This is a genomic window from Streptomyces sp. NPDC017095, assembly GCF_044332325.1.
In the GTDB taxonomy this organism is placed as follows: Bacteria; Actinomycetota; Actinomycetes; order Streptomycetales; family Streptomycetaceae; genus Streptomyces.
The window spans coordinates 21,133-34,819 of the sequence record NZ_JBIROU010000024.1; the positions used below are offsets into that span (position 1 = coordinate 21,133).

Consider the following 13,687-nt stretch of genomic DNA (forward strand, 5'->3'; position numbering starts at 1 on the left):
GTTCTCCCCTGCCCTGTCCGATCCTGGCAAGGGGGTGACCCGATGACCGAAGTGCTCCTCCTCCTGCTGGCGGTGCTGCTGTCGCTGGCCTGCGGCGCCTTCGTGGCGGCGGAGTTCTCGCTGACCACGGTGGACCGCGGCGAGCTGGAACGGGCCGCCGCGCGCGGCGAGCGCGGTGCCGCGGGCGCCCTGAAGGCCGTACGGACCCTGACGTTCCAGCTGTCCGGCGCGCAGCTCGGCATCACCGTCACCAACCTGGTGGTCGGCATGCTCGCCGAGCCGTCGATCGCCAAGCTGCTGTCCGGACCGTTCACGGCGCTGGGGCTGTCCCGGGGCACGGCGGGTTCGGTGGCGCTGGTGCTCGGCACGGCCCTGTCGACGGTGTTCCTGATGGTCGTCGGCGAGCTGGTGCCCAAGAACTGGGCGATCTCCCAGCCGCTGGCCATGGCCAAGCGGGTGGGCAGCGCGCAGCGCGTGTTCAGCGCGGCCTTCCGGCCCTTCATCGCCCACCTGAACAACACGGCCAACCGCTTCGTGCGCCGGCTCGGCGTCGAACCGGCCGAGGAACTGGCCTCCGCGCGCGGCCCGCAGGAGCTGGCCGCCCTCGCCCGGCACTCCGCCAAGGAGGGCGCCCTGGAGGCGGACACCGCGGAGCTGTTCGTGCGGACCCTGAACCTGGCCGACCTCACCGCCGAGAACGTGATGACCCCGCGCGTCCAGGTGGTCGCCCTCGACACGCAGGCGACCTGCGAGGACGTGGCCAACGCCACCCGGGCCACCGGCCTGTCCCGGTTCCCGGTATACCGGGGCAGCCTGGACTCCGTCGTGGGCACCGCCCACATCAAGGACGTGCTGGCCGTCCCCGCGGGCCAGCGGCGCCATCGCACGGTGGCGCAGATTATGCGGGACCCGCTGCTGGTGCCCGAGTCGCTGACCGTGGACCGGCTGCTGGACCGGCTCGGCGGCCGGCGCACCATGGCCGTCGTCATCGACGAGTACGGCGGTACGGCCGGGGTGGCCACCCTGGAGGACATCGTGGAGGAGGTCGTCGGCGAGGTGCGGGACGAGCACGACCCGCACGAGACGTCCGACCTCGCCGCGGCCGGCGCCGACGAGGAGGGCCGGGCCCTGTACGCGGCGGACGGCGCCGCCCGCACCGACCAGCTCGCGCGCGTCGGACTGCGCGCGCCCGAGGGGCCGTACGAGACGCTGGCCGGCCTGGTCGCCGCGGAGCTGGGCCGGATACCGGCCGCGGGCGACAGCGTCGAGGTGGCCGGCTGGCGGCTGGAGGTGGTCGACGCCTCGGGCCGCCGGGCCGCCCGGCTGCTGCTGCACGCGCCGCTGGACGACGAACGGGCCGACGGGACCGCGGGGAGCCGCGGTGCCGGGCGGGGCGAGCGGGCCGGCCGGAGCACCGGGGCCCGGCGGACGCGGGAGGGGACGCGATGAGCGCCGTGCAGTTGCTGATCGGTCTGGCGACCCTCGTCGTCAACGCCTTCTTCGTGGGCGCGGAGTTCGCGCTGATCTCGGTGCGCCGCTCCCAGGTGGAGCCGCTGGCCCAGGAGGGCGACCGGCGCGCGCGGAGCGTGCTGTGGGGTCTGGAGCACGTCTCCGCGCTGCTGGCCGCCGCCCAGCTCGGCATCACGCTGTGCACGCTGGTGCTCGGTGTGGTGGCCGAGCCGGCGATCGCGCATCTGCTGGAGCCGGTGTTCCACGCGGTGGGTCTGCCGGTGAGCGCGGGGCACGCCGTGTCCTTCGTGATCGCGCTGGCCCTCGCCACGTACCTGCACATGCTGCTGGGCGAGATGGTGCCGAAGAACATCGCCCTGGCCGAACCGGTGCGCACCGCGCTGCTGCTCGGCCCGCCTCTGGTCGCGCTGTCCCGGGCGCTGCGCCCGGTGATCTTCGCGGTCAACGCCTTCGCGAACGGGCTGCTGAAGCTGTTGCGGGTGGAGGCGAAGGACGAGGTCGCGGCGACCTTCACGGACACCGAGCTCGCCGAGATCGTCAAGGACGCCAGCGAGGCCGGCCTGATCGACGGCCGGGCGCAGGAGCGGCTGCACGACGCCCTGGAGCTGGGCAGCCGCCCGGTGCGGGACGTGGTCGTACCGCTGCGGGGGGTGGTCTACGCGCGCGTGGGCGTCACCCCGGAGCAGTTGGAGCGGCTGTCGGCCGAGTCGGGCTTCTCCCGGTTCCCGGTGGTCGACAACGGCCGCCGGATCGTGGGGTATCTGCACATCAAGGACGCGCTGGACGCCTCGCCGCCGGACGTGCCGTTCCGGCTGCGGGACATGCGGCCGATCGCCCGCGTGCGCGAGGCCACCCCGCTGGACGACGTGCTCACCGCGATGCGGGGCAGCCGTACGCACGTCGCGGCCGTGCTCGGCGACGACGGCCGGCTGGCGGGCCTGGTGACCATGGAGGACGTGTTGCGGGAGCTGTTCGGCCAGCCGGCCCCGGGGTGACGGGGCGGAGGCGGCACGGCGCACCGCGCACCGCGAACACGGCCGGTCGGCTGCGGTGGGTGCGGGGGCGGCCGCGGGATGTGCCGGGGAGGTAGTCGGCAGGCCGCGGACGGTGCGGTGGGGGCCCGGCCGGCCGCGGGATGTGCCGGGGTGGCGGGCTGCCACGGGGTGACCGACCGGCGGGTATGGCGCCGGGATACGATCGCTGTCGCCATGCAGACGAATACCCCCTCTCCCCCGTACTCCAGCCTCGTCGCGGTCGGCGACTCCTTCACCGAGGGCATGTCGGACCTGCTGCCCGACGGTTCCTACCGGGGCTGGGCCGATGTGCTCGCCGCGCGGATGGCCGCCCGCACACCCGGGTTCCGGTACGCCAACCTGGCCGTGCGCGGGAAGCTGATCCAGCAGATCGTCGACGAGCAGGTGCCGGTGGCGGCGGCCATGAACGCCGACGTGGTCACCCTGGTCGGCGGGCTCAACGACACCCTGCGCCCCAAGTGCGACATGGGCCGGGTCCGGGACCTGCTCACCGAGGCCGTGGAGCGGCTGGCGCCCTCCTGCAAGCAGCTCGTGCTCATGCGCAGCCCCGGCCGCCAGGGCCCGGTCCTGGAGCGGTTCCGGCCGCGCATGGAGGAGCTGTTTGCCTGCGTGGAGGAGCTGGCCGGCAAGCACGGCGCCCTGGTGGCCGACCTGTACGGGGCGCCCGCGCTGGCCGACCCCCGGCTGTGGGACGTGGACCGGCTGCACCTGACGGCGGAGGGGCATCGCCGGGTCGCCGAGGCGGTGTGGCAGACGCTCGGGTACGAGCCGGAGGACACGGGGTGGCACGTGCCGATGGCGGCGACGGCCCCGCCGGCCTGGGTGGCGCGGCGGATCGCCGACGCCCGGTTCGCCCGGCGGCATCTGCTGCCGTGGATAGGCCGCCGCCTCACCGGCCGCTCCTCGGGCGACGGCCGCCCCCCGAAGCGCCCGGACCTGCTGCCGTACGAGACACAGGCGTAGCCGTACCGGGACCGGCCGGGCGCAGCACCACCAGGACCGGTCGGCTGGCACCAGCGGGACCGGCCAGGCGTAGCACCACCGGCACGGGCGGGCGCAGCATCACCGGGACCGGCCGGGCGCGGGGGGCCGGTCGGCGCGTCCCGAGTGGCGCGCGTCTCGTAGGTTCCGCCGAGCGGGGGCCTGGCGCCGGCCTGCACGAACCGCCAGTAGAATCTGGACACGTGACTTCTGCGCCCGCCAAGCCCCGCATCCCGAACGTCCTCGCCGGACGCTACGCCTCCGCCCAGCTCGCCACGCTCTGGTCCCCCGAGCAGAAGGTGAGGCTGGAGCGGCAGCTCTGGCTCGCCGTGCTGCGCGCCCAGAAGGACCTCGGCATCGAGGTGCCGGACGAGGCGATCGCCGACTACGAGCGTGTTCTCGACACCGTCGACCTGGCCTCGATCGCCGAGCGCGAGAAGGTCACGCGGCACGATGTGAAGGCGCGGATCGAGGAGTTCAACGACCTCGCCGGCCACGAGCACGTGCACAAGGGCATGACCTCGCGCGACCTCACGGAGAACGTCGAGCAGTTGCAGATCCGGCTCTCCCTGGAGCTGATGCGCGACCGCACGGTGGCCGTGCTGGCCCGGCTGGGCAAGCTGGCCGGCGAGTACGCCGAGCTGGTCATGGCCGGCCGTTCGCACAACGTGGCCGCGCAGGCGACGACGCTGGGCAAGCGTTTCGCGACCGCCGCCGACGAACTGCTGGTCGCCTACGGCCGGGTCGAGGAGCTGCTCGCCCGCTACCCGCTGCGCGGCATCAAGGGCCCGGTCGGCACCGCGCAGGACATGCTGGACCTGCTGGGCGGCGACGCCGCCAAGCTGGCCGACCTGGAGGACCGGATCGCGCGCCACCTGGGCTTCGGCCAGGCGTTCACCTCGGTCGGCCAGGTCTACCCGCGCTCGCTGGACTACGAGGTCGTCACCGCGTTGGTGCAGCTTGCGGCGGCGCCGTCCTCGCTGGCCAAGACGATCCGGCTGATGGCCGGGCACGAGCTGGTCACCGAAGGGTTCAAGCCGGGCCAGGTCGGCTCCTCGGCGATGCCGCACAAGATGAACACCCGCTCCTGCGAGCGCGTCAACGGCCTGATGGTCATCCTGCGCGGCTACGCCTCGATGACCGGCGAGCTGGCGGGCGACCAGTGGAACGAGGGCGACGTGTCCTGCTCGGTGGTGCGCCGGGTCGCGCTGCCGGACGCCTTCTTCGCCCTGGACGGCCTGCTGGAGACCTTCCTGACCGTCCTGGACGAGTTCGGTGCCTTCCCCGCCATCGTCGCCCGCGAGCTGGACCGCTACCTGCCGTTCCTGGCCACCACCAAGGTGCTGATGGGCGCGGTGCGGGGCGGTGTCGGCCGTGAGGTCGCGCACGAGGCGATCAAGGAGAACGCGGTCGCCACCGCCCTGGCGATGCGCGAGCAGGGTGCCGAGCGCAACGACCTGCTCGACAAGCTGGCCGCCGACGAGCGCCTGCCGCTCGACCGTGAGCAGCTCACCGCGCTGATGGCCGACAAGCTGTCCTTCACCGGTGCCGCCGCCGGCCAGGTCGCGGTGGTCGTCGGCCGGATCGAGGAGATCGTCAAGCGGCATCCGGAGGCGGCCGGCTACACCCCCGGGGCGATCCTCTGACTCCCGGACCCCGTTCGCCGCGCTTCACCCAGGCGGAGCTGGAGGCCGCCCGCGACCGTCTCGTCCCGGACGTGGCCGCGGCCGGCCTGCGGGTGCTGTTCTGCGGGATCAACCCGGGGCTGATGTCGGCCGCGACCGGCCACCACTTCGCCCGGCCCGGCAACCGCTTCTGGCCGGTTCTGCACCTGTCCGGCTTCACGCCCCGGCTGCTGCGGCCGGCCGAGCAGCGGGAGCTGCTGTCGTACGGGCTCGGCATCACCAACGTGGTGGCCCGGGCGACCGCGCGGGCGGACGAACTGACCGCCGCGGAGTACGCCGAGGGCGGGCGGCTGCTCACCGAGAAGGTGACGCGGCTCGGGCCGAAGTGGCTGGCCGTCGTCGGCGTGACCGCCTACCGCGCGGCCTTCGACGACCGCACCGCCAAGGTCGGCCCGCAGGAGCGGACCCTCGGCGGCACCCGGATCTGGGTCCTGCCCAATCCCAGTGGCCTGAACGCGCACTGGACCACGGCCACCATGGCGGAGGAATTCCGCCTGCTCCGCCAGGCCGCCACCACCACCGACCCGACGGCCGGCCCACTCCCCGGATGACGCACGGCCTCCCCGGGTGACCGCAATCCCACGGCCTCCCCGGGTGGCCACACGGGCCTCCCCGGGTGGCCGGAGGGCGGCCCTCCGGGCGACCGGCCGACCCTACGGGCGACGGGGCCGAACCTGCGGGTGACGGCCCGGCCCTACGGGTGACGGCAGGCCCTCCGGGCGACCGGACGGCCCTCCGAGTGACCGCCCGGCCCCGGGGCCGGGCGGTGCCTACCGTGCGGGGCCGCCTCTGAGCAGCGGCCGGTCATGGCCGCCTCATCGTTCACGGTCGCATGTCTGTACGCGCCGCGATCCACCGGTGTACGGTCTCGGGCCGATGGGTTTTGGGAGCGCTCCCATCCTGCTGTTCCCGGTTCACCCGAGGAGGAACGCACGTGAAACGCATAGCGGCCCTGCTGGCGACCTGTGCCACGGTCCTGGGCCTCACCGCACTGCTCAGTCCCCAGACGGCGATGGCCGCCACCGGCTGCAAGGTCGACTACACCGTCACCAGCCAGTGGCAGGGCGGCTTCCAGGCCGGCGTGAAGGTCACCAACCTGGGCGCCCCCGTCACCGGCTGGACGCTCAAGTTCGCCCTGCCCGACGCGGGGCAGAAGTTCGTCCAGGGCTGGAACGCCACCTGGGCGCAGTCCGGCTCCACGGTCAGCGCGACCGGTGTCGACTGGAACCGGACGCTGGCCACCGGCGCGTCGGCCGACCTCGGATTCATGGGCTCCTTCACCGGCGCCAACCCCAAGCCCTCGGCGTTCACGCTCAACGGCGTCGCCTGCACCGGCTCCACCGACGAGCCCCCGACCGACCCCGGCCAGGGCAACGGCACCCCGGTCGGCGTCAACGGCCAGCTGCACGTCTGCGGTGTGAACCTGTGCAACCAGTACAACCGCCCCATCCAGCTCCGGGGCATGAGCACGCACGGCATCCAGTGGTTCGGCAAGTGCTACAACAGCGCGTCCCTGGACGCGCTGGCGAAGGACTGGAAGGCCGACCTGCTGCGTATCGCCATGTACGTCCAGGAGGGCGGTTACGAGACCGACCCGGCGGGCTTCACCAGCCGGGTGAACGGCCTCGTCGACCAGGCGGAGGCCCGGGGCATGTACGCCCTGATCGACTTCCACACCCTCACGCCGGGTGACCCGAACTACAACCTGGACCGGGCCAAGACGTTCTTCGCCTCCGTCGCCGCCCGCAACGCCGCCAAGAAGAACGTCATCTACGAGATCGCCAACGAGCCCAACGGCGTGAGCTGGTCGGCCATCAAGACCTACGCCGAGCAGGTCATCCCGGTGATCCGGGCCGCCGACCCGGACGCGGTGATCATCGTCGGCACCCGGGGCTGGTCCTCGCTGGGCGTCTCGGACGGCTCCAACGAGACCGAGGTCGTCAACAACCCGGTCAACGCCACCAACATCATGTACACGTTCCACTTCTACGCCGCGAGCCACAAGGACGCCTACCGCTCCGCGGTGAGCCGGGCGGCCTCGAAACTGCCGCTGTTCGTGACCGAGTTCGGCACGGTGAGCGCCACCGGCGGCGGGGCGATGGACCAGGCGAGCACCACGGCCTGGCTGGACCTGCTCGACCAGCTGAAGATCAGCTACGCGAACTGGACCTACTCCGACGCCGACGAGTCCAGCGCCGCGTTCAAGCCCGGCACCTGCGACGGCGGCGACTACAGCGGCAGCGGTGTGCTGACCCCGTCCGGAGCGCTGGTCAAGAGCCGCATCAGCACTCCCGACAGCTTCCCCACCAGCTGACCCCGGCGGGGCCCCGGCCGGACCGGAGCCCTGGCCCGGCCAACGGGAGCGCTCCCAGTCCCCGCGCCGCGCGCCACGGCCGGACCCGCCCTCACGGCGGGTCCGTCTGCGTCACTATGCCCAGCAGTTGGAAGGGCAGCTCCTTGTCCCACTGGGAGACGCCGAGGGCGACCCAGCGGCCCCGGTCCGCCACCCGCCACAGCTGGACGTCCGGGACGTGACCGCTGAGCCCGGCCCAGGGTTCGGCGATCTCCTCGCCCGCCAGGGTCCGGTCCAGGACACTGTAGAGGCTGAAGTGCCGGGGCCCTCCCCAGCGCTCGCCGAGCCGCTCGGCCAGGCCGTCCCGGTCGGCCTCGTACTGCGCCGCCGTCTCCTCCCGTGCGCTGCCGTCGCCCTCCCAGAACTCCTCGCTCGTCTGTAAGGCGGCTATGTGATAGCCGGGCCCGCTCTCGCCGTGCTCCGTCCTGCCGGGCGCCGCCGGGAACTCCCGGGCGCACAGCAGGTCGAGGAGGGCCAGGCACTTCGCGATGTCCATGCGGTCCAGTAAAGCGGGCGCCACTGACAAGTGGCGCTCTGTCAGGCGTCCCTGCGGATCAGGCCCGTCGCGCCCGCCGCCAGGGCCGCCGCCGCCCACAGCGCGGTCACGGCGAGTCCGCTCCACGGACCGAGGACGCCGTCCCAGGTGCCGTGCAGGGCGACTTCGCCGGCCTGGTCGGGCAGGAAGTCGGCGACCGAACCGGCCAGGTCGCCGACGACGAACGACACGATCAGCAGGAACGGGACGAGCACGGACAGCGTCGCCACCCCGCTGCGCAGCACGGCCGCCACTCCGGCCGCGAACAAGGCCATCAGCGTCAGGTGCAGGCCGCAGCCGACCGCGCCGCGCACCCCTTCGGCCCAGCCGGGCGCGGACGGGCCGAGGGCCGCCCGGCCCACCAGGAGCGCGCCGAACCCGGTGCACAGCCCGACGGCCAGCGCGGGCAGGGCGATCGCCGCGGCCTTCGCGGCGAACCAGCGCCCCCGGCCGGGCACCGCCGCCAGCGTCAGCCGCAGCGCGCCGCCCCGGAACTCCGAGGCGACGGCCGTCGTACCGAAGGCGACCGCGGCGATCTGGCCGAAACTGACGCCGAAGAACACCGAGAACAGCGGATCGGAGTCGTCGGCGTCGACCGCGGCGAGCGTGGCGAACCCGACGGTGACGACGAACATCGCGGCGAGACTGCCCGGCAGCGAGCGCAGGGTGCGGATTTTGATCCACTCGGCGTGGAGCACGGGTACGAAGGGCATGGTCAGGCCTCCTGGCGCGGTACGGTGAACTCGGCCTCGGCGGCCGTCAGATCGAGGTAGGCCTCCTCCAGGGTGGCCTCCCGGGCGGCGAGTTCCAGGACGGGCACACCCGCCTCGGCCAGCAGCCGGCCCAGGTCCTCCACACGCGCACGGCGCACGGTCCAGGTGCCGTCCGCGTCCCGGGTCGCGTCGTGGCCGTGCCGGGCGAGGAGGTCGGCCAGGGCGGCGGGGTCGCTGCTGCGCACGCGGACGTGCGGCCGTACCCGCGCCTGGATGAACTCCCGCACCGGTGTGTCGGCGAGCAGCCGGCCCCGGCCGAGGATCAGCAGGTGGTCGGCGAACACGGCGGTCTCGGCCATGAGATGGCTGGAGACCAGGACCGTACGGCCGTCCGCCGCGAGCCGGCGCAGCAGCGTGCGGATCCACACGATGCCCTCCGGGTCGAGGCCGTTGGCCGGTTCGTCGAGCAGGACGACCTCGGGGTCGCCGAGCAGGGCGGCGGCGATGCCGAGCCGCTGGCGCATGCCGAGGGAGTACGTCCGCACCCGGCGCCGGGCCACGGCGGCGAGGCCGGTCTCCTCCAGCACGGTGTCCACCCGGCGGGCCGGGAGGCGGTTGCTCGCGGCCAGGGCCAGCAGATGGTCGCGGGCGGTGCGGGAGCCGTGGGCGGCGCCCGCGTCGAGCAGGGCGCCCACCCGGCGCAGGGGGTCGCGGAGCGCGGCGTAGGGCCGGCCGCCGACCGTGGCGGTGCCGGCGGTGGGCCGGTCGAGGCCGAGGACGAGGCGGAAGGTGGTGGACTTGCCGGCGCCGTTGGGGCCGAGGAAGCCGGTGACACGGCCGGGCCGGACGGTGAAGGTGAGGCCGTCCACGGCCCGCCGGCCGCCGTACTCCTTGGTGAGGTCGCGTACGTCGATGCTGGTCATGGCAGCAGCCTGGCCGAGCGGGGCCGCCGGGTCCTCCCCCGGCGGCGGGGACCGGCTCCCCCGGGCGGGGGAGGCTCGTTGTCAGTGCCGCCTGCGACGATGACGGCATGGCTCGCTTTCTGCGCCCGCTGCTGCGCGGGACGACGTACACGCGCCTGCTCCACCTGTGGGTGCCGATGCTGGTGGTCAGCGTCTGGCTGTTCGTCGCCCCGTCGGCGCCCTGGGTGCCCGCGCTGCTGCTCGTCCCGCTCGGTCTGGTGCCCGCGGTGCGCCGCGGCGAGGGTGTGCAGGCGCGGCTGCTGCTCACTCCGGGCGAGCCGGAGCCGGGCATCTCCCAGGCACCGGCGGCCACCTGGCGGGACCGGCTGCGCACGGTGCTGTGGCTGGAGCTGCGCATGCTGCTGGGCGGCGCGGCCGTGTTCGCCTCGGTGTGGCTGCCCGTCGCCTGCTTCGAGCTGACGCGTTGCGCGTGGGGCGCGGCACCGGCCGGGCCGCCGCTGCTGGACCGGCTGCCGCCGCATCCCGCCTGGGCGCTGCTGGCGCCGCTGCCGCTGCTCGTCCTGTACGGCGTCGTCGTCGGGCTGGGCGCGCTGATCACGGCCGGTGCGCGCCGGCTGCTGGGGCCGTCCGCGGCCGAGCGGCTGGCGGCGCTGGAGGAGCGTACCGAGCAGTTGCTGGAACGCACCCGGATCGCGCGGGAGTTGCACGACTCGATCGGGCACGCCCTGACGGTGGCGGTGGTGCAGGCGGGTGCGGCGCGGGCGGCGGGCGACCCGGCGTTCACCGACCGGGCGCTGGGCGCCATCGAGGAGACCGGCCGGGCGGCGCTGGAGGACCTGGAGCGGGTGCTCGGCGTCCTGCGGGAGGCGGAGCGGCCGGCCGGCGGGCGGCCCACGCTGGCCGACGCGGGCCGGCTGCTGGAGTCGGCGCGGGCCTCCGGTGCGCAGGTCGACGCGGAGGTGACGGGTCCGGTCGCGTCCGTGCCGGGGCCGGTGTCCCGCGAGGGCTACCGCATCCTCCAGGAGGCGCTGACCAATGTGCTGCGGCACGCGGGTGCGGTGCCCGTGCGGGTCCGGGTCGCGGTGGCCGGTGGCACGCTCGCCCTGGAGGTCCGCAATCCGCTGCCGGGAGCGATACCCGGCCCGGGCCGGGGCAGCGGTCTGCGCGGCATACGGGAGCGGGCGGCGCTGCTCGGCGGCACCGCCCGGACCGGACCGGACGAGGGCGACTGGCAGGTGCGGGCGGAGCTGCCGGTGGGATGATCCGAACGCCAGGCCCTAGGGTGGCCGGATGCCGGTGACCGTACTCCTCGTCGACGACGAACCCCTGGTCCGCGCGGGTCTGCGGGCCGTGCTGGAGGCGCAGCCCGACCTCGAAGTGGTCGGCGAGGCGGCCGACGGCGCGGCCGTCATCCCGCTGGTGCGGCAACTGCGCCCCGATGTGGTCGCCATGGACGTGCGAATGCCGTTGATGGACGGCATCGAGGCCACGCGCGCGGTGCTGCGCACGGTGGCCGCGCCGCCGAAGATCCTCGTGGTGACCACCTTCGAGGACGACGAGTACGTGTACGAGGCGCTGCGCGCGGGCGCCGACGGGTTCCTGCTGAAGCGGGCCCGCCCGGCCGAGATCGTGCACGCGGTACGGCTGGTCGCGGAGGGTGAGTCGCTGCTGTTCCCGGCCACGGTGCGGCGGCTCGCCGCCCGGTACGGCGACGGCGGCCGGCCCGCGCGGGCCGCACTGGAGCGGGCCCGGCTGACGGAGCGGGAGGCGGAGGTGCTGCGGCTGATGGCGCGGGGCCTGTCGAACGCGGAGATCGCCGCCCGGCTGACCGTGGGCACGGAGACGGTCAAGTCCCATGTGAGCGCCGTGCTGGCCAAGTTGGGCGCGCGCGACCGCACCCAGGCGGTGATCGCCGCCTATGAGTCGGGGTTCGTGCAGCCGGGTTGAGCGGGCCCCGGCCCCGGGCGGTGCCGTATCGCACTCGCCGGGGTGCCCCGGGACGAGTACGATCCGGCCAACACGCCTGCGAGCTGGGAGGACGGACGGTGGGGCAGCTGACCGGCGGCGATCCCTCGCTGCTGCGGAGGATCAATTCGGCGGTGGTGCTGCACGCGCTGCGTGCCACGGACTGCGCGACGTTCACCGAGATCACCCGGGTCACCGGACTGTCCCGGCCGACCGTCGAGGGCGTGGTGGAGGGTCTGGTCGAGGGCGGCCTCGTGGTGGAGGCGGCGGCCGACGAGGGCGGCGCCCGGCGGCAGGGGCGGCCCGCCCGCCGGTTCCGGTTCCGGGCCGAGGCGGGGCACCTGCTGGGCCTGGAGATCGGGCCGCACCGGGTGGCCGCGCTCCTGTCCGACCTGGACGGGCGGGTGCTCGGCGCGCAGGCCAAGGAGGTGGACGCGGCGGCCCCGGCGGACGAGCGGCTCGACCGGCTGCGCGGCGCGGTCGCCGAGCTGCTGCGCCGGGCCGGGGTCGCGCGGGGTTCGCTGCGGGCGGTGGGCGTGGGCACGCCGGGCATCGTGGAGGCGGACGGCACGGTCCGGCTGAGCACGGCCCTGCCGCAGTGGACGGGGCTGCGGCTCGGGGAGCGGCTGAGCCGCTCCTTCCGCTGTCCGGTGCTGGTGGAGAACGACGCCAACGCGGCGGCGGTCGCCGAGCACTGGAAGGGCGCGGCGGCCGGGACGGACGACGTGGTGTTCGTGCTGGCGGGACTCAGCCCGGGGGCCGGCTCGCTGATCGGCGGGCGGCTGCACCGGGGGTACGGCGGGGCGGCCGGAGAGATCGGCGCGCTGCATCTGCTGGGCCGGGAGGCGACGCCGGAGGCGCTGCTGTCCACCACCGACGAGCCGCTGCACCCGCTGGACGAGCAGGCGGTCGCCGAGGTGTTCGCGCTGGCGCGCGAGGGTGACCGGCGGGCCCGGGCGGCCGTGGAGCGGTTCATCCAGCGGCTCGTGCACGATGTGGCCGCGCTGGTGCTGGCGCTCGATCCGGAGCTGGTCGTGGTGGGCGGCTGGGCGGCCGGTCTGGACGGTGTCCTGGAGCCGCTGCGCCGCGAGCTGGCCCGCTACTGCCTGCGGCCGCCCCGGGTCGCGCTGTCGCTACTGGGCGAGGCGGCCGTCGCCTCGGGCGCGCTGCGCCTGGCACTGGACCATGTGGAGGAGCAGCTGTTCGCGGTGGACGGCACGGTGACGCGCCGCTGACGGTCCCGCCGAGCACGGCCAGCACCGGCGCGGGCCGATCCACCGGGGCGCGTCGCCCCGGCTGACCGCCCGCCGGGGTGCGACCGCCGCCCGGTTGGCTGGCTGGCCGGCCCACCGGGATACGTTCGTCACCACCGCTGACCGGCCCGCCGGGGTGCGTTCGTCGCCCCCGCTGACCAAGACCCGAGTCTGATCGCCGCCCGCGCGTCGGGCGACCGGCCCAGCATGTTCGCAGTCTCACGCCAACCGGCCCCTCCGGACGCGATTGTCGCCCCCCGCTGACCAAGACCCGAGTCTGATCGCCGCCCGCGCATCGAGCGGCCGGCCGAGCGTGGTCACAATCTCGCGCCGACCGGCCCGCCGGGACGCGATCGTCGCCCCCGCTGACCAACACCCGAGTCTGATCGCCGCCCGCGCATCGAGCGGTCGGCCCAGCTCGGCCGCAGCCTCGCGCCGACCAGCCCGCCGGGACGCGATCTCGCCCCAGCGCTGACCGGTCACGGGGGCACGATCGGTGTCCTGTGCCGGCCGGCCGCGGTTGGCGGACCCGCCCAGCGGGCACGGCTGTCACCCTCGTACCGACCCGCCACCGGGTACGGGCCGTCTACTGGCCCACCTGGCACGGCCCGCCGCCCCCACGTCTACCGGCCCATCGAACGGCCGTCTAGCGGCCCGTCAGGCGCGGCCCGCCGCCCTCGCGCCTGCCGGCCCGCCGGGCACGGCCGCCTGCCGGTCCGCCCGGCGCCTGGCCGGTGCGGCCCTCTGGTGACGGGTGAACCCGGGTCGCCGAGGT

The 13,687-nt window shown here is 74.7% G+C and carries 12 protein-coding genes; 9 read left to right on the plus strand and 3 right to left on the minus strand.

The features are described 5' to 3' along the window. Window positions 1-42: 42 nt before the first annotated feature. The 6 genes from ACH4OA_RS32340 (at window position 43) to ACH4OA_RS32365 (ending at window position 7,484) form a co-directional block, all read left to right on the plus strand. On the plus strand, window positions 43-1,449 hold the full coding sequence (locus tag ACH4OA_RS32340; RefSeq protein ID WP_365941732.1) for a hemolysin family protein: 1,407 nt from the start codon (window positions 43-45) through the stop codon (window positions 1,447-1,449). After that, complete coding sequence (locus ACH4OA_RS32345; protein ID WP_365883988.1) at window positions 1,446-2,465, plus strand: hemolysin family protein; 1,020 nt, start codon at window positions 1,446-1,448, stop codon at window positions 2,463-2,465. The genes ACH4OA_RS32340 and ACH4OA_RS32345 overlap by 4 nt, the downstream gene beginning before the upstream one ends. Window positions 2,466-2,678: 213 nt before the next feature. Next, entirely contained in the window at window positions 2,679-3,467 is a 789-nt protein-coding gene (locus ACH4OA_RS32350; RefSeq protein ID WP_365883986.1) for an SGNH/GDSL hydrolase family protein, read from the plus strand. Window positions 3,468-3,688: 221 nt separating this feature from the next. Continuing rightward, window positions 3,689-5,131, plus strand: coding sequence for an adenylosuccinate lyase (gene purB / locus ACH4OA_RS32355; protein WP_397972930.1), 1,443 nt, complete (start codon window positions 3,689-3,691; stop codon window positions 5,129-5,131). Window positions 5,132-5,202: 71 nt separating this feature from the next. Next, complete coding sequence (gene mug, locus ACH4OA_RS32360) at window positions 5,203-5,721, plus strand: G/U mismatch-specific DNA glycosylase (protein ID WP_397972932.1); 519 nt, start codon at window positions 5,203-5,205, stop codon at window positions 5,719-5,721. Window positions 5,722-6,104: 383 nt separating this feature from the next. Beyond that, window positions 6,105-7,484: a cellulase family glycosylhydrolase gene (locus tag ACH4OA_RS32365; RefSeq protein WP_397972935.1), complete on the plus strand. Its 1,380-nt coding sequence runs from the start codon at window positions 6,105-6,107 to the stop codon at window positions 7,482-7,484. A gap of 91 nt (window positions 7,485-7,575) precedes the next feature. Here the strand turns inward: ACH4OA_RS32365 and ACH4OA_RS32370 are convergent, their stop codons facing one another. From ACH4OA_RS32370 to ACH4OA_RS32380, 3 genes are read right to left on the minus strand one after another with little or no spacing between them, the layout of a single operon-like run. Then, window positions 7,576-8,019 (minus strand): hypothetical protein, encoded by a 444-nt coding sequence (locus ACH4OA_RS32370; protein ID WP_365875740.1) that lies wholly within the window; start codon window positions 8,017-8,019, stop codon window positions 7,576-7,578. 41 nt (window positions 8,020-8,060) lie between these two features. Then, window positions 8,061-8,771 (minus strand): ABC transporter permease, encoded by a 711-nt coding sequence (locus ACH4OA_RS32375; protein ID WP_397972937.1) that lies wholly within the window; start codon window positions 8,769-8,771, stop codon window positions 8,061-8,063. Window positions 8,772-8,773: 2 nt separating this feature from the next. Continuing rightward, entirely contained in the window at window positions 8,774-9,694 is a 921-nt protein-coding gene (locus ACH4OA_RS32380) for an ATP-binding cassette domain-containing protein (RefSeq protein ID WP_397972939.1), read from the minus strand. Between the two features lie 107 nt (window positions 9,695-9,801). Here ACH4OA_RS32380 and ACH4OA_RS32385 point away from each other — a divergent pair, with 107 nt between their 5' ends. From ACH4OA_RS32385 to ACH4OA_RS32395, 3 genes are all read left to right on the plus strand, one after another. Next, on the plus strand, window positions 9,802-10,956 hold the full coding sequence (locus tag ACH4OA_RS32385; protein ID WP_397941426.1) for a sensor histidine kinase: 1,155 nt from the start codon (window positions 9,802-9,804) through the stop codon (window positions 10,954-10,956). Between the two features lie 28 nt (window positions 10,957-10,984). Beyond that, window positions 10,985-11,641: a response regulator gene (locus ACH4OA_RS32390; RefSeq protein ID WP_397941424.1), complete on the plus strand. Its 657-nt coding sequence runs from the start codon at window positions 10,985-10,987 to the stop codon at window positions 11,639-11,641. A 98-nt stretch (window positions 11,642-11,739) separates the two neighbouring features. Further along, window positions 11,740-12,894, plus strand: coding sequence for an ROK family transcriptional regulator (locus tag ACH4OA_RS32395; RefSeq protein WP_365875731.1), 1,155 nt, complete (start codon window positions 11,740-11,742; stop codon window positions 12,892-12,894). Window positions 12,895-13,687 lie beyond the last annotated feature (793 nt).

Excerpts from the sequence above, each read along its gene's own strand:
- ACH4OA_RS32350 (WP_365883986.1), top strand. The coding sequence starts at position 2,679 with ATGCAGACGAATACCCCCTCTCCCCCGTACTCCAGCCTCGTCGCGGTC.
- ACH4OA_RS32340 (WP_365941732.1), top strand. The coding sequence starts at position 43 with ATGACCGAAGTGCTCCTCCTCCTGCTGGCGGTGCTGCTGTCGCTGGCC.
- ACH4OA_RS32385 (WP_397941426.1), top strand. The coding sequence starts at position 9,802 with ATGGCTCGCTTTCTGCGCCCGCTGCTGCGCGGGACGACGTACACGCGC.
- ACH4OA_RS32345 (WP_365883988.1), top strand. The coding sequence starts at position 1,446 with ATGAGCGCCGTGCAGTTGCTGATCGGTCTGGCGACCCTCGTCGTCAAC.
- ACH4OA_RS32370 (WP_365875740.1), bottom strand. The coding sequence starts at position 8,019 with ATGGACATCGCGAAGTGCCTGGCCCTCCTCGACCTGCTGTGCGCCCGG.
- ACH4OA_RS32390 (WP_397941424.1), top strand. The coding sequence starts at position 10,985 with ATGCCGGTGACCGTACTCCTCGTCGACGACGAACCCCTGGTCCGCGCG.
- ACH4OA_RS32380 (WP_397972939.1), bottom strand. The coding sequence starts at position 9,694 with ATGACCAGCATCGACGTACGCGACCTCACCAAGGAGTACGGCGGCCGG.
- ACH4OA_RS32375 (WP_397972937.1), bottom strand. The coding sequence starts at position 8,771 with ATGCCCTTCGTACCCGTGCTCCACGCCGAGTGGATCAAAATCCGCACC.